This is a genomic window from Kushneria indalinina DSM 14324 (assembly GCF_003385845.1).
In the GTDB taxonomy this organism is placed as follows: Bacteria; Pseudomonadota; Gammaproteobacteria; order Pseudomonadales; family Halomonadaceae; genus Kushneria; species Kushneria indalinina.
The window spans coordinates 811536-832064 of record NZ_QRDJ01000006.1 but is presented as its reverse complement, the minus strand read 5'-3'; the positions used below and the strand labels follow the sequence as shown (position 1 = coordinate 832064).

General features: G+C 60.4%; 19 protein-coding genes. 3 read left to right on the top strand and 16 right to left on the bottom strand.

Annotation, left to right across the window (positions count from 1 at the left end; genetic code table 11):
- Positions 1–44: 44 nt before the first annotated feature.
- The 6 genes from lepB to rpoE all read right to left on the bottom strand — a co-directional run bounded on the left by lepB (position 45) and on the right by rpoE (position 7046).
- Positions 45–839: a signal peptidase I gene (gene lepB, locus C8D72_RS03830; protein WP_115853051.1), complete on the bottom strand. Its 795-nt coding sequence runs from the start codon at positions 837–839 to the stop codon at positions 45–47.
- A 42-nt stretch (positions 840–881) separates the two neighbouring features.
- Positions 882–2699, bottom strand: a complete 1818-nt coding sequence (gene lepA / locus C8D72_RS03825) for a translation elongation factor 4 (RefSeq protein ID WP_115853050.1) — start codon at positions 2697–2699, stop codon at positions 882–884.
- Between the two features lie 207 nt (positions 2700–2906).
- Positions 2907–4316 carry a DegQ family serine endoprotease gene (locus tag C8D72_RS03820; RefSeq protein ID WP_115853609.1) on the bottom strand — a complete coding sequence of 470 codons (1410 nt, stop codon included), beginning with the start codon at positions 4314–4316 and terminating at the stop codon, positions 2907–2909.
- Positions 4317–4600: 284 nt separating this feature from the next.
- Positions 4601–5599 (bottom strand): MucB/RseB C-terminal domain-containing protein, encoded by a 999-nt coding sequence (locus C8D72_RS03815; protein WP_170140491.1) that lies wholly within the window; start codon positions 5597–5599, stop codon positions 4601–4603.
- Between the two features lie 16 nt (positions 5600–5615).
- Complete coding sequence (locus C8D72_RS03810) at positions 5616–6305, bottom strand: sigma-E factor negative regulatory protein (protein ID WP_115853048.1); 690 nt, start codon at positions 6303–6305, stop codon at positions 5616–5618.
- 132 nt (positions 6306–6437) lie between these two features.
- Positions 6438–7046 carry an RNA polymerase sigma factor RpoE gene (rpoE, locus tag C8D72_RS03805; protein WP_115853047.1) on the bottom strand — a complete coding sequence of 203 codons (609 nt, stop codon included), beginning with the start codon at positions 7044–7046 and terminating at the stop codon, positions 6438–6440.
- A 311-nt stretch (positions 7047–7357) separates the two neighbouring features.
- Here rpoE and C8D72_RS03800 point away from each other — a divergent pair, with 311 nt between their 5' ends.
- Positions 7358–8431, top strand: coding sequence for a 3-deoxy-7-phosphoheptulonate synthase (locus C8D72_RS03800; protein ID WP_115853046.1), 1074 nt, complete (start codon positions 7358–7360; stop codon positions 8429–8431).
- Between the two features lie 77 nt (positions 8432–8508).
- Here C8D72_RS03800 and dinG read toward each other — a convergent pair whose 3' ends face one another.
- Complete coding sequence (dinG, locus tag C8D72_RS03795; RefSeq protein ID WP_115853045.1) at positions 8509–10656, bottom strand: ATP-dependent DNA helicase DinG; 2148 nt, start codon at positions 10654–10656, stop codon at positions 8509–8511.
- A 32-nt stretch (positions 10657–10688) separates the two neighbouring features.
- Positions 10689–12047: a DEAD/DEAH box helicase gene (locus C8D72_RS03790; protein ID WP_115853044.1), complete on the bottom strand. Its 1359-nt coding sequence runs from the start codon at positions 12045–12047 to the stop codon at positions 10689–10691.
- Between the two features lie 171 nt (positions 12048–12218).
- On the opposite strand from C8D72_RS03790, the gene C8D72_RS03785 reads away from it, so the two are divergent.
- Positions 12219–12473 (top strand): hypothetical protein, encoded by a 255-nt coding sequence (locus C8D72_RS03785; protein ID WP_115853043.1) that lies wholly within the window; start codon positions 12219–12221, stop codon positions 12471–12473.
- Between the two features lies 1 nt (position 12474).
- Positions 12475–13290, top strand: coding sequence for an exodeoxyribonuclease III (xthA, locus tag C8D72_RS03780; RefSeq protein WP_115853042.1), 816 nt, complete (start codon positions 12475–12477; stop codon positions 13288–13290).
- Positions 13291–13374: 84 nt separating this feature from the next.
- Here xthA and C8D72_RS03775 read toward each other — a convergent pair whose 3' ends face one another.
- From C8D72_RS03775 to C8D72_RS03740, 8 genes are all read right to left on the bottom strand, one after another.
- Entirely contained in the window at positions 13375–14646 is a 1272-nt protein-coding gene (locus C8D72_RS03775; protein ID WP_115853041.1) for a tetratricopeptide repeat protein, read from the bottom strand.
- A gap of 4 nt (positions 14647–14650) precedes the next feature.
- Positions 14651–15433 carry an energy transducer TonB gene (locus C8D72_RS03770; protein ID WP_115853040.1) on the bottom strand — a complete coding sequence of 261 codons (783 nt, stop codon included), beginning with the start codon at positions 15431–15433 and terminating at the stop codon, positions 14651–14653.
- The gene (locus tag C8D72_RS03765; protein ID WP_115853039.1) at positions 15433–15840 is read right to left on the bottom strand and encodes an ExbD/TolR family protein; all 408 of its coding nucleotides are present in this window, start codon (positions 15838–15840) and stop codon (positions 15433–15435) included. Before C8D72_RS03765 ends, C8D72_RS03770 begins: the two co-directional genes overlap by 1 nt.
- Positions 15833–16369: a MotA/TolQ/ExbB proton channel family protein gene (locus C8D72_RS03760; protein WP_115853038.1), complete on the bottom strand. Its 537-nt coding sequence runs from the start codon at positions 16367–16369 to the stop codon at positions 15833–15835. Before C8D72_RS03760 ends, C8D72_RS03765 begins: the two co-directional genes overlap by 8 nt.
- Positions 16366–17745 (bottom strand): MotA/TolQ/ExbB proton channel family protein, encoded by a 1380-nt coding sequence (locus C8D72_RS03755; protein WP_245955135.1) that lies wholly within the window; start codon positions 17743–17745, stop codon positions 16366–16368. The genes C8D72_RS03760 and C8D72_RS03755 overlap by 4 nt, the downstream gene beginning before the upstream one ends.
- A gap of 14 nt (positions 17746–17759) precedes the next feature.
- On the bottom strand, positions 17760–18509 hold the full coding sequence (locus C8D72_RS03750) for a DUF3450 domain-containing protein (RefSeq protein WP_115853036.1): 750 nt from the start codon (positions 18507–18509) through the stop codon (positions 17760–17762).
- A gap of 268 nt (positions 18510–18777) precedes the next feature.
- Complete coding sequence (locus C8D72_RS03745) at positions 18778–19713, bottom strand: electron transfer flavoprotein subunit alpha/FixB family protein (RefSeq protein ID WP_115853035.1); 936 nt, start codon at positions 19711–19713, stop codon at positions 18778–18780.
- Positions 19713–20462: an electron transfer flavoprotein subunit beta/FixA family protein gene (locus C8D72_RS03740; RefSeq protein WP_115853034.1), complete on the bottom strand. Its 750-nt coding sequence runs from the start codon at positions 20460–20462 to the stop codon at positions 19713–19715. The genes C8D72_RS03745 and C8D72_RS03740 overlap by 1 nt, the downstream gene beginning before the upstream one ends.
- Positions 20463–20529 lie beyond the last annotated feature (67 nt).

Here is a 20529-nt window from a genome sequence, read left to right as displayed (position 1 = left end):
GATTTTCCCTCAGAGCCTTCTGATGGAAAAGGGATGAAGAGCATTCAGTGCAGCAGTCTGGCCTTTGTAAAGTCCGGCAGGCCGCTATCCCAGTGCATCCAGACACCAAAGGCACGCCCCACGATGTTCTCCTCCGGTACGAACCCCCAGTAACGGCTATCGTTGGAGTCGTCGCGGTTGTCACCCATCATGAAGTAGTGACCGGGCGGCACGATGACTTCACTCATCTGCGGGCCGGGAGCTTCAAGATTGTTGAAGATATGATGCTCCACGCCCCTGAGATGTTCCCTGTAAAGCACCTGCGTATCGCTGCCGCTATCATCCAGCAGATCCTTTTGCACCGGCTGCCCGTTGATATAGAGCTGTTTGTCCTGATAGCGAATGCGATCTCCCGGCACGCCGATCACGCGCTTGATGTAGTTGACCGAGGTATCGCCGGGAAAGCGAAACACCATGATATCGCCGCGCTCCGGCTCGCCTGTATCCAGAATTTTGGTGTTGATCACGGGCAGGCGCAGCCCGTAGGAGAACTTGCTGACAGCAATGAAGTCACCGACATCAAGCGTGGGCTCCATGGAGCGTGACGGGATCTGGAACGGCTCGATGATAAAGGAGCGCAGTACCAGCACCACCAGCAGGACCGGAAAGAAGGCCCTGGAATAATCCACATACCAGGGCTCCTTCGGCGCGCCCGGGGCCGTGGTGTCGTGGGTCACTTCCCCGGGTGGTCGGCTGCCACCTGTAGAGGCCCTGCGCCGGCGACGCAGTACAACAATATCCAGCAGCCAGATCGCCCCGGTGACAAGGACGGCTACCACCAGCAGAAGTGAAAAATCCATTACGTGCTTTCCCGACTCACGGGAGCGCAGCCTGCGCTACGCTCAATCATTGACTTTTAGTACGGCTAGAAAGGCATCCTGCGGAATCTCGACCTTGCCGACCTGCTTCATGCGCTTTTTGCCCTGCTTCTGCTTGTCCAGCAGCTTGCGCTTTCTTGACACATCACCGCCATAGCACTTGGCCGTGACGTTCTTGCGCAGTGCCTTGACGGTTGAACGTGCCACGACATGACCACCCAGGGCGGCCTGTATGGCCACATCAAACATCTGACGCGGGATCATCTCCTGCATGCGCTCGACCAGCGAGCGGCCGCGCTGATGCGCCTGATCACGATGGACAATGGTGGCCAGCGCATCGACGCGGTCGCCATTGATCAAAACATCAAGGCGTGCAAGCTTTGCCGCATCAAAGCGCTCGAAGCTGTAATCCAGCGAGGCATACCCTTTCGAGATCGACTTCAGGCGATCAAAGAAGTCCATGACCACCTCGCCCATCGGCAGCTCATAGACCAGCTGCATCTGACTGCCCAGCACCTGCATGTCGAGCTGCACGCCGCGGCGCACCACGCATTCGTTGATGACGTTACCGACATACTCCTGCGGCACCAGAATGTTGGCCCGCACGATCGGCTCGCGAATCTCGTTGACCGAGCCCATGTCAGGGAGCTTGGAAGGGTTGGAGACGTACATAACCTCCCCATCTTCCATGGCAAGCTCATAGATAACGGTCGGCGCGGTGGTCAGCAGGTCAAGACCATACTCACGCTCGAGGCGCTCCTGAACGATCTCCATGTGCAGGGTGCCAAGAAAACCGACGCGAAAACCAAAGCCCAGGGCATCGGAGTTTTCAGGAATGTAATCCAGCGAGGCATCGTTGAGCGCCAGTTTTTCAAGCGCGTCGCGGAAATCCTCGTAGTCGTCCGAGCTGATCGGGAACATGCCCGCATAGACCTGCGGCTTGACCTTTTGAAAGCCCGGCAGGCGCTCCACCTGAGGCGTTTTGGCATGGGTGATGGTGTCACCCACCGGTGCGCCGTGAATGTCCTTGATGCCGGCGATGATGTAACCCACCTCTCCGGCCCGCAGCATGCCGGTGCTTTTCTGGCGCGGAGTAAAGATGCCGATATCGCTGACTTCCCACTCGCGTCCGGTGGATTTCATCAGGATCTTGTCGCCCTTTTTAACGGTGCCGTCAAAAAGGCGAACCAGCGATACCACGCCCTGATAGTTGTCAAACCAGGAGTCGATGATCAGCGCCTGCGCGGGTTTAGTAATGTCACCCTTGGGTGGCGGAATAAAGCTGACCAGCCGTTCGAGCAGTCCTTCCATGCCAAGCCCTGTCTTGGCCGACACCTGCGGGGCATTGTCAGCCTCGAGCCCGATAATCTCCTCGATCTCGTGGCTTACCTTGTCGGGATCGGCCTGGGGCAGGTCCATCTTGTTGAGTACGGGCAGAACCTCAAGGCCCTGCTCGATGGCGGTATAGCAGTTGGCGACCGACTGCGCCTCGACGCCCTGCCCGGCATCCACCACCAGCAGCGCCCCTTCACAGGCATACAGCGAACGAGACACCTCATAGGAGAAGTCAACGTGGCCTGGCGTGTCGATGAAGTTGAGCTGATAGACCGTGCCATCCTCGGCCTTGTAATCCAGCGTGACCGACTGCGCCTTGATCGTGATCCCGCGCTCGCGCTCAAGATCCATGGTATCGAGCACCTGTTCCTTGAGCTCGCGCTCGGTCAGCCCGCCGCAAATCTGAATGATACGATCCGCCAGCGTCGACTTCCCGTGATCAATGTGGGCAATGATCGAGAAGTTGCGGATGTGTTTCAGCGTCCCGTTGCTTGCGTCATTCGTCATTCGAGGTGATCACCTGTTAAAGCGCCGTGAGCCATGGCGCATCCGTGCCGTGTTGAATCCGTGCACTGACCATGGCCGAAAATGGGCGCATTGTAGCGTGTTGGCGAATCAGGTGATAGGCAATGCCTTGATGGACACCCTGAGGGTAATGCCGCACTCGCGATGAATGAAGGGGCCCGGACGGGCCCCTTCGATTGAACGAGTTGATCAACGCGTGCTCAGTCGCAATGGAACGAAAAGCGTGGCGCCATCACGATTGATACGCATGGGGACCGCCTTTTTATCGTCAAGCTGGCCAACTAGTTTGCGAAGCGTTGCAACCGAATCCACCGGCTGACCGGCAAGCTCGACGACCACATCGCCCGGTTGCAGGCCGGCACGAGCCGCGGGGCTGTCCTGTGCCACCTGCTGGACCAGCACACCGGCCTCGATACCCAGCTGCTGGCGCTGTTCAGCGCTCAGACCGGAGACCGCCAGACCGATGCTGTCACTGTCGGCCCGGGACACCTCACCGGTATCGCTGTCGCTGTCGGGCCACTGTCCTACCGTGACCTTGATCGTCTGCTCGCGTCCGTCACGCTGTACATGCAGGTCGATACTGTCGTCCGGCGAGACGCGCCCGATCAGGCGTGGCAGCGCATCAGACGTATCGATATCGCTGTCACCGGCCCTGAGAATGATGTCACCGGAGCGCAGGCCCGATTTTTCCGCCGGGCTGTCCGGCGCCACCTCGGCAATCAGTGCCCCGCGTGCCCGGTCCAGACCAAAGGAGTCGGCCAGGTCTTCGGAGACGGGCTGAATAACAACGCCCAGCCAGCCGCGATCGACGCGTCCGTTGTCCTTGAGCTGATCGGCGATATCCATGGCAACGTTGATCGGAATGGCAAACGACACGCCCATGAAGCCGCCGCTTCGGGTAAATATCTGCGAATTGATGCCGACGACCTCCCCGTCCAGATTGAACAGAGGCCCACCAGAGTTGCCCGGATTAATGGCGACATCGGTCTGGATAAAGGGCACGTAGCTGTCGGTGGGCAGCGTGCGATTGATGGCACTGACGATGCCGGCGGTTACCGAGTGATCAAACCCGAAGGGAGAGCCGATGGCCGCCACCCATTCGCCTGTTTCAAGCCCGTCTGAATCGCCCATCCGGAGCGTGGGCAGATCATTGGCATCCACCTTGATCAGCGCGATGTCCGTTTTCTGATCCTGACCGATGACATCGGCTGTCAGCTCACGACGATCGTTGAGTCGCACCGTCACCGTATCGGCCCCGTCAATGACATGCGCATTGGTGAGGATGTAGCCGTCATCACTGATGATAAAGCCGGACCCCAGCGAGCTCAGCGTTCTGCCTCCCCTCTGATCGGGCATCCCGCCAAATCCCGGCGGCATCTGATCGCCAAAGAAGTGACGAAAGATATCGGGCAACTGCTGATTGGGACCCATCATGCCGGAGCGTGCAGCCGCTTCCCGGGTCGTTGAAATATTGACGACGGCAGGCGCGGCGCTTTTTACCAACGCCGTAAAGTCGGGCAGACCATTTTTTTGCTCAACGGCTCTGGCGGGGAGTGACATGACCATCAGGGCGGTCATCAGCAGCATCAATAAAACCATGGCCTGCCATCGGCTGGCGGCTAGTCGGCCTATGGAGGGGACGGTAACTGAGGCATCATTGAAAGAGAGATCGGCCATCTTCGGACTCCGGATACTCTTATGGGCTAGGACGGTAGCAGATACGGTGATCAGGCAAGGGTCAACGTGCCCTGCCTGTCGCCTCTATAGACTATTAAGAATGATTTAAGTTCTCGATCTCAACACGTTGCCGGTTTTATCTCCAGAACACGTCAGGACGCTTTGTTTGAGCAGTCATTGCTCCCGGCCGGGGGAGGCGCGCCCTACTATCTCTGAGCGTCACTGCCGGCACCCTCAAGCTGCACCTGGGAGACAACACGGGTGAGCACTTCAGCCGGCATGGCGCCCACGGCAATCACCTGCCAGGGCTTGCCATCATGTTGAACATGGCGCGCTGCGGCGCGAAAGTTGCCCAGCTGGTGAACCCCTTCGCGCAGCGCTGTATCGTCCTTGACCGGGCCGGCAAAAAGGCTCATGGCAGCCAGACCGTCACTATAGATTTCGCGCTGAAGCCGTGCGCCATTGAGGGTGACATCAAGCGCTGCCGGCTGGCGATAGAATCCCTGCGGCAGCCAGCCCGGCTGCCAGGACGATTCGGGCATCGCATCATCATCGGCTTCCTGGAGATAAAGGGTATCGCTGGAGCGCACCAGAGAGTCGATGCGTACAATCTGCACGGTATCAACGGCCTGCCCTCGAGCATTCAACAGCTGCTGTCGAAGTGGCAGACCGCTGGCAATATCCAGCCACAACCGATGCGGGAAACGCTGATCGTCACGAGGCGTGATATCGAGCACCACGGCCTTGCGACCAGCGACAACGTCGCGCGCAATCAGACTGAAATCATAGTGGTCCTGAAGCTGCTCGACCGTGTCATTGATGGAGGCCAGGTGAGGTGAGCTGCCCGAACGCCCTGTCCACCAGAGCCCGGGAGGATGCCCCTTGTGCTCGATGGTTTCGGCAGGGCCATCAAGGAACTGAATACGCTCCTGCTCCTGCCCGTCATCGATGCGGTGTTCAAATAGAAAGGTACGAAGAGATCCCATGCCCAGTCGCAGTGCCACTGCCTGAAAGGCGTGGCAGCGCTCGGCCATCAGGCTCCGTCTGAACCACTGTTCACCCTTGTCTCCCATCTCCTGATCCAGCTGGCTGCAAGAGATCTCTACCCTGCCTTCGGCATGTGGCTCACCGGCATCAGCCTGAGCGGCAAACAGGGGAGAAAACAGCACAGCTCCCATCAGAGAAGCACAAAACCACTGTCGCATTGCTTGAAGGCCCGCCTTACTCGCCGCTGGCAGGTGCCAGCCCCTGCATGTTCGCCATCCAGACATTACTGCGGTAGCCTGCCTGTTCGACATGTCGGTTCAGATAATTTTGAAGTACTTCGACCTGCTGGCGATCATTGCGTGCCGCATCTTCTTCGCCTGGCGCCATGAACCATGAGGTCTGGGCACCAATGGGCATGACATTGCTACCCGCGTCACCGCCGGTACCACGAAAGGCTGCCAGAGACGCCATCGCACCATCGCTTCCTGACATGGCGCCACTGCCATCAATGGTCGTATCACGTGATGCCAGACTGGTGCCACCACCATTACCGGGCACACTATCGACACCCGTATTGGCTCGATACACCTGAACACCGGTCATGACCATCAGGCTGACGGCTGCCGCAATGGCGGCACTGCCCATAAAGGAGAACGGTGCCGTACGCCGGTGGGTCTCCTGCCCCGGCTCGGCATCTTCCATGTGTTCCTGCTCAAGGCGCGCCCGGATGGAGGCAGACAGATCGGTCGATACGTCGATGGCGTTATCACGCTGCATGATGCTGCGCATGAGATGATAGCGACGCCAGGTATCGGCCTCTTCGGGAGCATCTTCAGACAGCGATTTCAATACACGTCGAGTTTCGAACTCGCTGCACTCGCCATCCATCAACGCCGAAAGGGATTCCCGTACTTTCTGATTCATACCCTGACACCCTCAAACCCGTCGTGACGCATCGTCACGCTATGGTAGACAGTCCAAAACCCATTAAGTTTTACCCATGACTCACTTCTCATCGTCTGCACTCCTCATCATGGGTAGATCTCATGATCAACGTCATTGCTCATGCACCATGTCATCCTCTTGTTCCGGATGAAGCAGCGGTCTGATTCGGTTGTCCACTGCCTCTCTGGCACGAAAGATACGTGACCGCACGGTCCCGACCGGACACTGCATGATGCTGGCAATATCCTCATAGGAGAGTCCATCGAACTCTCGCAGGGTAATGGCCGTTCGCAGATCCTCGGGCAGGTTTTCGATGGCCTCGAAGACCGCCTTTTCGAGTTGATCACGCGCAATGGCCGACTCTGGCGTATCGATATCCGCCAACCGGCCGCTTTGATCCAGCACCTCTGCATCACTGATATCCATGTCGCTGTTGGGCGGACGACGCCCACGCGCCACAAGATAATTTTTCGCGGTGTTAATCGCGATGCGATACATCCAGGTATAAAAGGCGCTTTCATTGCGAAAGCGTCCCAATGCCCGATAGGCCTTGATAAAGGCTTCCTGCGCCACATCGTGCACTTCTGCCTGATCGTGCACATAGCGACCCACAAGACCGATCACCTTGTGCTGATACTTGCGTATTAAAAGATCAAAGGCCTGGTTGTCTCCCTTCTGCGCCCGCTCGACCAGTTGATGATCCGTTTCCTTCAACCCCATTCGCGATCCCCCGCAACGACAGGGTTCAAACCTTTCGAACCTGTCTTCTCAGGCCCTTCAGGAAAGTAACAAACAATTAAAATCATAGTGATAACCTGAAAGCTCCGGGCCTTGATCCATGGCGTTAGTGTTCCCCTTTATCGACGCCTCATCAAGTCGACATCAATCCACCGGACACAACCCTCCCGGAAACTGTAAAGTATTGAGACCATGAAAAAGTGTTTCGGTTCCATGGTAGTATTCTCCGCCAGCCGCGTATCATGCAGGTTCCGTTTCATTTCGATTTCCAAGCACTGCCGGATAGCACGCTCATGTCACAGCAACAGGTCAATAATCTAAACGTTCTCTCTCAGGACGTGCTTACCACTCCCGAGGCGCTCAAGCGCGAGATTCCCCTGTCGGAAGAGGCTGAAAGCACCGTTATCGAGAGTCGTCGCACGATCGAACGCATTCTCAGCGGTGAAGACCCTCGTCTGCTGGTCGTCATCGGCCCCTGCTCCATTCATGACACAAAGGCCGCACAGGATTATGCTCAGCGCCTGAAGGCCCTGGCAGAGCGCGTAAGTGACTCGCTGTTTATCGTCATGCGCGTCTATTTTGAAAAGCCTCGTACCACGACGGGATGGAAGGGACTGATCAACGACCCTCACCTCGATGACTCCTTCGATATCCACAACGGACTGCGTCTGGCTCGCAGCCTGCTGGTTGAACTCTGCGAGATGGGCCTGCCGCTGGCCACTGAAGCACTGGACCCGATTTCGCCACAGTACCTGCAGGACTGCATCAGCTGGTCCGCCATCGGGGCGCGCACCACGGAATCACAGACGCACCGTGAAATGGCCTCGGGTCTATCAGGCCCGGTCGGCTTCAAAAACGGCACCGACGGCAGTCTGGATGTTGCCATGAATGCACTGTGCTCGGTCGCCTCGCCGCACAACTTTCTGGGTATCGACCAGCAGGGCCAGGTCGCCATCATTCGCACGCGCGGCAATTCCAACGCCCATGTCGTACTGCGCGGTGGCAACGGCAAGCCCAACTACGACAGCGTCAGCGTCGCACTGGCCGAAAAAGAGCTGGAGAAGGCAGGACTCAAGGCCAACATCATGGTCGACTGCTCGCATGCTAACTCCAACAAGGATCCTGCCCTGCAGCCGCTGGTCGTTGAAAACATCACCCAGCAGATTCTGGAAGGCAACACCTCCATCATGGGTCTGATGATCGAGTCCCATATCCACTGGGGCGCCCAGAAGCTGACCAGTGATCCTTCGCAGCTCGAATATGGTGTGTCGATTACGGACGCCTGCATCGACTGGGAGACCAGCGAGACACTGCTGTTGGAGATTAACGACAAGCTGCGCGAGCCGCTTGAAGCGCGAAAGCGCTGAATCGATCGATTCAGGGAGCACCTGTCCCGATAAAAAAACCCGGCCATGATGGCCGGGTTTTTTATGCGCTGCGCTTTTCAGGAGGCAAGCGTTGCAGGTGCGCTCTCGCCTTCAATCTCACGACGAAACGGCGGCAGCGCATCCAGCAGCGCCCGCCCATAGCGACGCGTCAGTACGCGCCGGTCCAGCAATGTGATACGACCGGTGTCGATCTCCTTGCGAATCAACCGCCCGCAGGCCTGTACCAGCTTGATCGACGCATCGGGCACCGAAATCTTCATGAAGGGATTGCCGCCCCGGGATTCAATCCACTCTGCAAGCGTCGCCCCCACCGGATCGTCGGGGACGGCAAAGGGCAGCCGCGTGATCACGACATGGGTCAGGTAATCGCCCGGCAAATCGATGCCTTCGGCAAAGCTTGCCAGCCCCAGAATGATACTGCCCTGCCCGTCATCGATGCGCTTTCGATGGCGCTCGATCAGCTCACGTCGTGGCATGTCATCCTGAGAGAGCGTGCGCGCCGCCGTCTCCTCTTCAAGCCTTGCCGTAACAGCGCGAAGCTGTTTGCGCGACGAAAAGAGCACCAGCGCCGCCTCATCCGCACCCAGCTTTTCAATAAAATCCACGATAGCCCCTTCGTGGGCGTCACGATCGCCGGGATCAACGGCCTCGCGTGGCACCGACAGCACTGCGCGCGAGTAGTCAAACGGGCTAGGCAGACTCTGGTAGCGATAGCGGTTGGCAAGGCCGGCACGCTCCTGAAGACGATCAAAACGCCCCAGCGCCGTCAGCGTGGCTGACGTCAGTACCGCACCATGGCAGCTGCCCCACAGATAGCGGGCCAGCGTCTCGGCGGCACTGACAGGGCTTGCCGAGAAGGTCAGCTCCGCCTCGCCGGAGCGCTGCTCAAAGGTCAGCCAGCGCGCCTGAGGCGGTGCGTCCTCGACCTCTTCGGCGCCAAAGGCCTGCCACAGTGCGTGCGCCTCGAGCGCGCGCCCATGGACCAGCGCAATCAACGGCAGCCAGGCTTCTGCCTGCTCACGGGCAAGACCGGTCGACTTGTCCGGATCCAGGCTTTCCCGAAGGATATCGCTGATGGTCTCCAGGTGGCGTGAAAGCTCGGCAAAGGGCGTGACCAGCTGCTGGGCCAGATCACGAAAGGCCGCCGGCAACCTGCCCATGGTAAAGCGATAGTGCAGCCGTTCGTTGTCTTCCGGGGTACGCTCGGCCAGCGGCTGCGCCAGTCGAAAGGCGTCTCCGAGCCGGGGCTCAATGCTTGCCAGCAGGTCCGGAAACTGACCCAGCAGGCGAGCGATCGTATGCTGCGCCCCCAGCCCCGTGTTGAGATCCGTCAGCGACTTCTTGAGCTGGCCCAGCCAGCGCATCGACGCGTTGACGCCCTGACGATGATAAAAGTGCTCCAGCGCCTTGTCCGGCAGATGGTGCGCCTCGTCAAAGACGTAGATCGTATCCTTTGGATTGGGCAGCACGACGCCCCCGCCCAGCGACAGGTCGGCCAGCACCAGATCGTGGTTGGCAACGATAATATCGGCCTCGTCCATGCCTCGCCGGGCACGGAAAAAGGCGCAGGCACCGAAGTGCCCGCAGCGCCGATTGGTGCACTGGCGGTGATCGACCGTCAGACGTCGCCACTGCGGATCGGCAATGGCCTGTGGCCAGCTGTCGCGATCGCCCTGCCACTCGCCGCTGCCATAGGCCTCGGCAAGCTCGCGGGCCAGTTCACCGATATCTTCCTGACTGCTGACCAGGCTCTGCTCGAAAAGCGACATGGTCGGGTTCTCTTCTGCCCCGTCCATCAGCTGATCCAGTTTGGCCACACAGACATAGCGCCCGCGGCCCTTGGCCAGCGCATACTCGAATTCAAGTCCGCTACTGGCCTTGAGCATCGGCAGGTCCTGGTGGAGCACCTGCTCCTGCAGGGCGACGGTGGCGGTCGAAATGACCAGTCGCTTACCCTGCGCCTGGGCAATGGGCAGCGCCGAAAGCAGATAGGCCAGTGTCTTGCCGGTCCCGGTACCGGCCTCCAGCACACAGACATGCTCCTGACTGACGCGCTTGCCCTGCTCGTCGGTCCTGATATCGCCAAGCGTGCGGGCAATTTCGGCCATCATTAGACGCTGGCCATAACGAGGTCTGAGCGAGCGCGCTTCAATCACGCGTCGATAGGCCGCCTGGATATCGCTTTTAAGCGCGTCGTCGAGCACAGTGCTTCTCCGCCTCCTGGTACACGGCGTGGTCAGTCATCGCTGAGAAGGTTGGCCGGCGGCTGCTGACAGGGGAGTCGATCCTTGATGTAGGCTTCAATTTCCGGCAGTGCGTAGCCGTCTTCTTCACCCACAAAACTGATCGAGGTGCCCTGTGCGCCTGCGCGGCCGGTCCGTCCGATACGATGCACGTAGTCTTCCGGATCGTCGGGCAGCGTGTAGTTGACCACATGGCTGATGTCGTTGATGTGGATCCCGCGACCGGCCACATCGGTGGCGACCAGCACGGCGACCTTGCCTTCACGAAAGCGCTCAAGCGTGCTCACACGCGTTTTCTGCGGTACATCGCCCGACAGCATGGCCACGTTGATCCCTGCCTTGCGCAAGCGATCATCCAGCTTGCGTACCAGATCACGCCGGTTGGCAAAGACCATCACCTTCTCCAGCTTCTCCCGCTCGATCAACCGCCTGAGAATGGTGAATTTCTCGGCGTCACTGACGAGATACACGCGCTGATCAATATTGGCCGCCGCGCTGGCATCGACTTCGATCTCGACATGCGCAGGCTCGTGCGTCCACTGGCTGGCCAGATTGAGGATGTCCTGGGTAAAGGTGGCCGAGAACAAAAACGTCTGACGCTCGCTGGTTTTGGGCGTGGCACGAATGATGCGTTTGACATCCGGGATGAAGCCCATCGACAGCATGCGGTCGGCCTCATCAAGCACCAGCACTTCGACCTGAGAGAGATCGGCATCGCGCTTTTGATGGAAGTCGAGCAGACGACCGGGCGTTGCCACCAGGATATCCAGCGGCTTTTCAAGCTTCTGGCGCTGCTTTTGATAATCCATGCCGCCAACGGCGCTGGCCACCTTCAATGAAGTGTGGGTCATCAACGCTTTGGCATCCTTTTCAATCTGCATGGCCAGTTCCCGCGTCGGCGCGATGATCAGTGCCCGGGGCGCGCCCGGCTTCTGCCCATCCGGGGCCGGCTCTTCCAGGAAATAGGCCAGAATCGAGATCAAAAAGGCGGCCGTCTTGCCGGTGCCTGTCTGCGCCTTGCCGACCACGTCACCGCCGAGCAGCGTGTGTCGCAGTGCCTCGGCCTGGATCGGGGTGCAATAGTGGAAGCCCTGCTCGGCGATGGCCTGCATCAGGGGCATCGGCAGGTTGAAATCCTGAAAACGCCACTTGCCAGCCACGGCGGGCACTTCCGGCAGAGCGTTCTGGGCATCACCGCTCGAGGCCTGTTGACCCTGCACGTTACCGGTCTGCGCATTGTTGCGGGACTGGCTGCGGCGGGGCTTTCGACGGCGACGCTTGGGCCGACGATTGGCATTGGCAGGAGCCTCCGCCGACGTCTGTGCCGGCTGAGAGTTTTCCGACTCACTCATATGCTGCGATCACTTTGGCTTGAGATGAATAGACAAGATAACGCTTCATTGTATCAGCACCGTTGACTCAGTTGTGCATCAACCGTGTCAGGTGCAAGCCAGCGCGCGCGCAAATTGTTAAACTGCATGCCACTGCGGCACACTGCTTCAGGCGAGACACGAGAGGTTTTTATGACCCGTCGCAAGAAGACGCGCTCGCTGGCCGACAAGGTGACAATCCGTACCGGCAAGCGCAAGGATTACCGCCGCTGGCGGCATGACAATCCCGATCAATTACACTCCACACCGCGATTTGCGGCCAAAAAGCGTGACCAGCGCAAGAATCAGGCCGCCAGCAAGCTGGAGCGCCAGCGTCGCGAGGCCACGACCCTGCCGCTGCATTCGCAGGACAACGACACTTCATCCGACTCATCACAAGACAGCTGACATGCGCCTGGTTTCATTTAATATCAACGGCATTCGTGCCCGCCAGCATCAGCTTGAAGCGCTGGTCGAAACCCATGCTCCCGATGTCATCGGCCTGCAGGAGACCAAGGTCCAGGACAGCGAGTTCCCGCTCGATGCCGTGGCCGGTCTTGGCTATCACGTGCATTATCATGGCCAGAAGGGCCACTACGGTGTGGCTCTTCTCACGAAATCGGCGCCGACACAGGTGCAGCTCGGGTTTACAGACGATGGCGAGGATGCGCAGCGGCGCATGATTGCGGTGACTCTCGATACGCCTGCCGGACCCCTGACCGTCTACAACGGTTACTTCCCGCAGGGTGAAAGCATCCATCACCCGACCAAATTTCCCAACAAGCGTCATTTCTATGATCAGCTGTCACGTCATCTCGAGCAAACGCATCACAGTGATGAGCTGATTGCGATCATGGGGGATTTCAACATCTCCCCTGCCGACATCGATATCGGTATTGGCGAGCCCGCCCGAAAGCGCTGGTTGAGAGAAGGCAAGACAAGCTTTCAACCTGAGGAGCGCAGCTGGCTCGAGCGCCTGACCACCTGGGGGCTTGAAGACAGCTATCGTCGCTGTTACCCGCAGCGCGATGACCTGTTCAGCTGGTTTGACTACCGCTCAAAGGGCTTTGAGCGTGATCCCAGACGTGGGCTTCGTATCGACTACATCCTGACCAGCACCGGCCTTTCGCCACGCGTGCAGGATGCCGGTATTGATTACGACCTGCGCGCCATGACAAAACCTTCCGATCATGCGCCGGTCTGGACCACTCTGTCTGTAAAATGACGCCTCTGTCGGCATGATCCATGGCAGAACGCTCACCATCTGGCCCGCCTTGTGCGGGCCAGATGGCCTTCAGCGCATTAAAGCTTACGAGGACAGATCGGGCTGGCCGCGGTCGTTATCGATCAGCGCCAGCCACTGATTGGCCTGGTCGGCACTGTCACCAAACTTCTCGGCCTGACGAAAGACCTCCTCGGCCTGTTCGAGGCGGCCCTGCTCATAGGCCGCAACGCCTTCCATCAGCAAGAGCTGTCCGGGATTATCCCCACCTCTGGCACGCGCATTGGCAAACCCCTGCTCTGCCTGCGCCCAGACGCCCCAGCCATAGGCCAGATCGCCCAGCATGTACCAGTCATGCGCATCCTCGGTGCGCTCGGCCACGGCCTGCCAGGCCTGCAACGCCTGTTGATGATCGCGGGCCTGTGCCCAGGCCCGCGCCAGCAGACGGCGATGATCATTGCTGTCCTCGAGTTCACCGTTATCGAGCGCCTGCGAGAGCATCTCGGCGGCACGCGCCGGCGTACCACCCGCCATATGCAGCCTTGCGCGCGTCAGCAGCGCCTCCTCGCCCTTCAGAATGCCCCGCTGCCAGCCGGCCTCCCACAACGCGGCCGCGCGCCCCGGCTGCCCGATGCGCTGATAAAGTGCGGCCGCCTGCTGCCAGCGTTGCGGATCGCTGTCCTCCTGCTCGAGCTGCGCCTCGACCACGCTGGACGCCTCACCGTACTGGCCGGCCTGCTGATACACACTTGCCGCCAAAGCCAGCTGCTCGTTGTCCGGTGCTGATTCCTTGTCGCGTGCCAGACTGACCCAGCGAAGGGCGTCATCCCACTGCTCAAGGCGGGCATGAAGACGTGCCCCCAGCCAGAGATCGTCGGATGTAAGCGATGCCTGACCCTGCCAGCGATCAAAGAGCGTCGCCGCCTGCTCGAGCTGCCCGGCACGCAGGCGCAGCCTCGCCTCCTGTTCAAGCCATTGCAGCCGCTGTGACAGCGGTGCCGTATCGATGCCGCGTGCCTGATAGAGCAGATCGGCGGCGCACCCGGGCTGGTCCAGACGCTGGGCGGCACTGGCGGCCACCTGCAGATACAGCGCCCGGGCCCACTGGTCTGCCTGACTGCTGCCGGCACTGGCGGCCCGGGAGCGCGCCGTATCCACAACCTGCTGGTAATGCCCGGCCGAGAGCTTACGCTCAAGGCCCTGCAGCCGATCAATGCTCTGCTGGGAAAGCGCCGGGCCGGCGGCCGTGGCACGCTGCTCGCCGCCCAGCAGCATAACCAGACCGACCCCCATCGCCATCAGCGTTTTCAACGGTTTTGGGCGGCGATTCAGATGGCGAACCAGATAGTGACGAAACATGGCATTACCTCAGCTTGAAGACCAGCCGCTGGCGCGTACGGGCCGGCGCATCACGTGGCGGAAACTGCCACTGCTCGATGGCATCACGGGCAGCACTGTCGAACACGCCGCCGGGCTCGGATTGCGTCACTTCAATGGAGCCTGCATCAACACTGCCGTTGGGGTTGATCAAAAAGCTCATCTCGACAAAGCCCTCCTCACCGCGGCGTCTTGCCCGCATGGGGTATTCCGGCTGCACCTGATTGGTGGGCTGGGCCTGTACCGTGCCGCCCCCCTGGGCTGCAGGCGCACCCTCCGGCGTACCACCACTGCGTTCGCCCTGCTGCTCGCTCTGCTGCGTCCCCTGTGACGATGGCGTGGGTGTGCGCTGCTCCTGCGGCGGCGTGGGCGTCGGCCGTGGCTCGGGCTCAGGTTCTGGTTCGGGCTGCGGCTCGGGCTGTTCCACCTCCAGCTCCGGCAGATTGTCGTTCATCTCAACATCCGGCGCCTGAGGCTCGCTGACCTCCTGTGTCTGCAGCTCGATATCGCTTTGTACATCCTGTGCAGGCTGAGGCGCCGGTGCCGGCCGCGCCGGCGCGGCCGGTGGTGGCGGAGGCGGCGCCGCCGCGGCGATGTCGGTCGAGGCTTCAGGTGCCTGAGCAGGCGCCGCCACATCATCGACGACTGCCATGGCCATGGTTTCCTGCGGCGTTTCACGCGGCTCGGGCGGCGCCACCATCATAGCCAGCCCCCAGAACAGCAGCAGTGCAAGGGCCAGCGCGCCCAGAAGCGCAAGCGCCTGACGCATCAGCTCTCTCCTCGTGAGGCCGCTACCGCCACGTTCTCGACACCCGCCTGGCGGATACGGTCCATGGTTTCGATCAAAAGCCCGGTCTGTGAGGCGCGGTCGGCCTGAATGACAACATTACCGTCACTGCCGGAGAGCGCCTCACGCACGCGATCGCCTACGGCGTTGCTGTCAACGGCCTGGCCGTCCACCCACACAGCCCCTTCAGAGGTGATCGCGACCAGCACCTGTGTATCGTTGCGCTGAGTGGCTTCACTGGACTCGGGACGCTCGATCTCCACACCGCTTTCACGCACAAAACTGGTGGTCACGATAAAAAAGATCAGCATGATGAAGACCACATCCAGCATCGGTGTCAGATCGACCCCGGTGGTCTCTTCTTCCATGCGAGTTCGCCGTCTACGCATGATCGATCTCCGTGGCTCGGGTCAGCCGATCGTGAAGATGCTGATCCTCACGCCGCACAATATGTTCAAACCGACTGGTAAAGAGGATGCCCACCACGGCCACTGCCATGCCGGCAAGCGTGGGCAGCGTGGCGCGTGCCACACCATCCGACATGCTGCGCGCCTGTCCCACGCCGGTGATGGCCAGCGTATCGAACACCTGGATCATGCCGGTGACGGTACCGACCAGCCCCAACAGCGGGCACAGGGCCACCAGCAGTTTCAGCCACGGCAGCGAAGCCCGCAGCGCGCTGATCAGCTCGCCACACCAGCACTCACGCAGGGTTCGTGCGCTCCAGCTGACGTGCTCGTGGCGTTTTTGCCACCGGGCGATCAGCGCCTGACGCTGGCGCCGGTAACGCCACTGCCAGTAGATCAACCGCTCAAGCGACAGCATGAACAGCAGTACGGCGACCAGGGCAATGATTACCAGCACGGGCCCGCCGGCGCTGGCCAGCCGCTCAAGGGGATGTACCAGCGCCTCGATCATGATGCACTTCCATGCAGGCGGGTATCCGTTTCAAGCCCACTCTGCTGCTCGTCCAGACGATCGGCCAGATGAGCACTGGCCTGGCGCTCCAGCAGGTTCATCAGGCTGCGGCTGCGGCTATTAAGCGCGGTGTTGGCAAACAGCAGCGGAATGGCCACGACCAGACCCAGCACGGTGGTCACCAGTGCCTGGCTGATGCCGCCGGCCATCATCTTGGGATCGCCGCTGCCGAATACCGTAATGGCCTGGAAGGTGCCGATCATGCCGGTCACCGTGCCCAGAAGCCCCATCAAAGGGGCGATGGCAGCAATCACCTTAACGGCCGCCTGGCCGCGCTCCAGCCCCGGTTGCTCGGCCAGCAGCATCTCATCCATGCGGGCCTCGAGCACTTCGGGCTCGTGATAGCGCTGCTGCTGCCCGAAGCGCTTGAGCACGCGTCCCAGCGGGTTGTCGTCACGAAGGTCCTCGAACCGTTGCGTCTGACGGCGAGTGCGAGCACTGACCAGCGCCAGCCAGAAAAACTGGGCCAAGGCGATCAGCAGCCCCACTGCGCCCAGTGCCAGCGTGATATAGCCGATCACCCCGCCCTGCTGGATACGCTCAATCAGTGATGGCTGCTGGGCCAGCGCTTCAAGCACTTCGCCATCGGTCGGGTCCAGCGCCATAGTATCGCCTTCACCCCGGGCCAGTGCTTCAAGCTCGCTTGAAACACCGCTCGGCGTATGCGCCGCCACGGCCAGCGGTCGATCCTCTACGGGCGCGCGCAGCAGATCGCCTTCGCTGAAGGCGCTCATGCCACCCAGACGTACCACATCACGCTCGGTGATGTTGCCGTTCTGCCCGGCCACCGGCAGTTGAAGATGCTCGCCACGGGCACTGCGCGCGATCAGCTGACTCATGGACTGTGCGTACTGCTCGAGATCATCGGTAGAAGCAATGCTGTCCTCTTCCAGTGCCGGCAGAGTGATATCACTGCCCAGCATCAGCCAGCTGTTGTGCAGGCTGTCACGGGTGTCGTCGATTTCGCGGCGCAGATGATCAAACATGGGCTGGAGATCATCGCCTTCGGCGTTTCGGCGCTCGTTGATCTCGGCAATGGCGGCTTCCTGACGCTGACGTGTGCTGTCGAGACTGTCGCGACGCGCCTGAGCCTGTTGCTGGCGAGCTTCGGCCTCTGCCACGGCCTGTTCCAGCTGCCCGCGATCATCCAGCAGATTCTCCAGACGCGACATGTCGCGCTGACGCGCCTCTGCCGAGTCCTGCTGATAGTTCTGAACAATGTCATCAAGCGAAGGCGCCGACTGTTGCGCAGCGGCGGCCGGCAGGGACACCCCAATCATCAGGGCCAGTGCAGCACCAGCCATGGGCCCGATCATATGCTTTACCACCTTCATGAGGATGCCCCCTGCGGCGCGGATTCGGATGACGCATTGTCCAGTTCGATGGACAGTGGCAATGACAACAACTCCGGCGCGCGCTGATCGTTGGTGATGCGAATGCCGCGATTGATCACGGTGCGCTGGGCGCTGTCCAGGGGATGCCACTGATGATCGCTGTTTTTCCAGACACCGCCCTGCTCACCGTCCGGTGTGAGGTAGTAAAAACCGATGCGCCCCATACGCAGGAACTGAACGTCGCGCTGTTGATCGCCCTGAGTCAGCTGTCCGCGCCAGCTGTCCATGCTGCGCCCATAATCAAGCTCTGCCCGCCAGACGGAGAGCAGTTGCTCCATGCGTTGCTCTTCAGAAACGGAGGGGTCGGCAAGCGTTCTCTCAAGACCGTCAAGGCGGGCCATGCGCTCTGTCTGGTGGAAGGGAACATCAGCTTCGACCAGTGCACGCAGGCGATCAAGCATGTCCTGCAGCGTATCAGGCAAGGCGTCACGAGTGTCGTCCAGTGTCTCGAGTGCATGCTGCTGACGATCGATACGCTGCTGCTGCTCCTCCAGTGTCGAGGAGAACTGATCGTTATAGCGCTCAAGGCGCTGCGCCGACGACTGCGCATCACGCAGGCGGGTCAAAAGCTCGCGAGTCTCGTCATCCGCCTGATCGATACGGGTCTGAATGGCCTGCTGCTGCTGTTGCTGCTGAGCGGTCTCATCACGAAGCGACGACGCCTCTGCCAGCGCCGGTAATGCCATTATCGTCAACAGGGAAAAGGCAGCGCCTCTGAGGCAACAATTACGACGGTGGGTCCTCACATGGTTCTCCAGGAAGAGGCGTACGGTAAACGTGGGGGCAACCCGAGCGCGTGCTGTCGGATACCCGAGGCAACTTAATAGAAACAAGAACAATTATCAAATGATCATCGCTAACATCGCCAAAACGGAACTGCTTTCCCCTGAAGGCAGTCGTTTTCCACAAAAAAGCCGGCATGGGGCCGGCTTATAAAGATATTGGCAAGACGGGTCAAAGCTTGCGTTCAAGCTCCGGCAGCGCCTGAAACAGATCCGCGACCAGGCCGTAGTCGGCCACCTGAAAGATCGGTGCCTCTTCATCGGAGTTGATGGCCACGATCACCTTCGAGTCCTTCATGCCGGCAAGGTGCTGTACCGCACCGGAAATGCCGGCGGCGATATACAGCTCCGGCGCCACCATCTTGCCGGTCTGACCGACCTGAAGGTCATTGGGGACATAGCCGGCATCCACGGCAGCACGCGAGGCGCCCACGGCCGCTCCGAGGCGGTCGGCCACCCCTTCGATCAAACGGAAGTTCTCGGCGCTGCCAAGGCCCCGTCCGCCGGAGATGATTACACGCGCACCGCCAAGCTCCGGGCGTTCGCCGCCGGCCAGCTGCTCATCAACGAAGGTCACCAGCCCCTGCTCGCCGGTGCTGTCAGCGCTTGAAACGCTGGCCGCGCTCTGCTCGCCCACCGGCTCAAAGGCCGTCGGCCGAATGGTGATGACCTTTTTGGCATCCCGACTGCGCACCGTGGCCAGCACACTGCCGGCATAGATGGGGCGCACGAAGGTGTCAGCCGATTCAATCGCGATGACATCGGATATCTGCCCGACACCCAGAAGCGCTGCCACACGTGGCATGACGTTGCGCCCGCTGGTGGTCGAGGCGCACAGCAGATGGGTGTAGGGCTCTGCCAGCGATTTGATCAGCGCGCTCATGTTTTCCGCCAGCATGTGATCAAAGGCGCCGTCTTCCACGCTGATCACGCTATTAACGCCGGTCAGGCGAGCGGCGTGCTGCGCGGCCTGGGAAGACTGGCTGCCTGCCACCAGCACATCGACGCTGCCCCCCAGCCGAGCGGCAGCATCCATGACGCGTGTCGTGGCACTGGAAAGATGGCCCTTTTCCTGTTCGGCGATGACCAGAATACGTGCGTCGCTCATCAGATCACCTTCGCTTCGTTCTTGAGTCGATCAATCAATTCATCCACGGAATCCACGCGTACCCCTGCCTGGCGCTCTCTCGGGATATCAACCCGAAGCAGCTCCTGACGAGGTGTTGCGTCGATACCCAGCATATTCATATCCAGACTTTCAATGGGGCGTTTCTTGGCCTTCATGATGGCAGGCAGCTTGGCATAACGCGGCTCGTTGAGGCGCAGATCGGTGGTGACCACCGCCGGCAGCGACATGGACAGGGTTTCAAGCCCCCCATCGATTTCCCGGGTGACCTCCAGACGCTCACCGTCGATGGTGATTTTCGAGGCAAAGGTGGCCTGGGGCATCTGCGTCAGCGCCGCCAGCATGGGGCCGGTCTGGCTGCTGTCGCTGTCGATCGACTGCTTGCCCAGCAGTACCAGTCCGGGGCTTTCACGCTTGACCACCTCTGCCAGCACCCGGGCCGCACCCAAGGAGTCGACCGGGGTATCACAGCTCACGTGCAGGGCACGGTCAGCGCCCAGCGCCATGGCCGTGCGCAGCTGCTCCTGCACACTCTTGTCACCGATGGAGACGGCCACTACCTCATCGGCAATGCCCTGCTCCTTCAGGCGAACGGCTTCTTCGAGCGCGATTTCACAAAACGGGTTCATGGCCATTTTGGCGTGCGTCAGGTCCACATCGCTGTGGTCTTCCCTGAGGCGCACCCTGACGTTGTGATCAATCACGCGCTTGATGGCGACGAGTACTTTCATGCCTTCCTCGTGGTGTCAGATATCTCGAAATTCGTAAGCGTTACCGCCCGGCAGCAACGGACAGGGT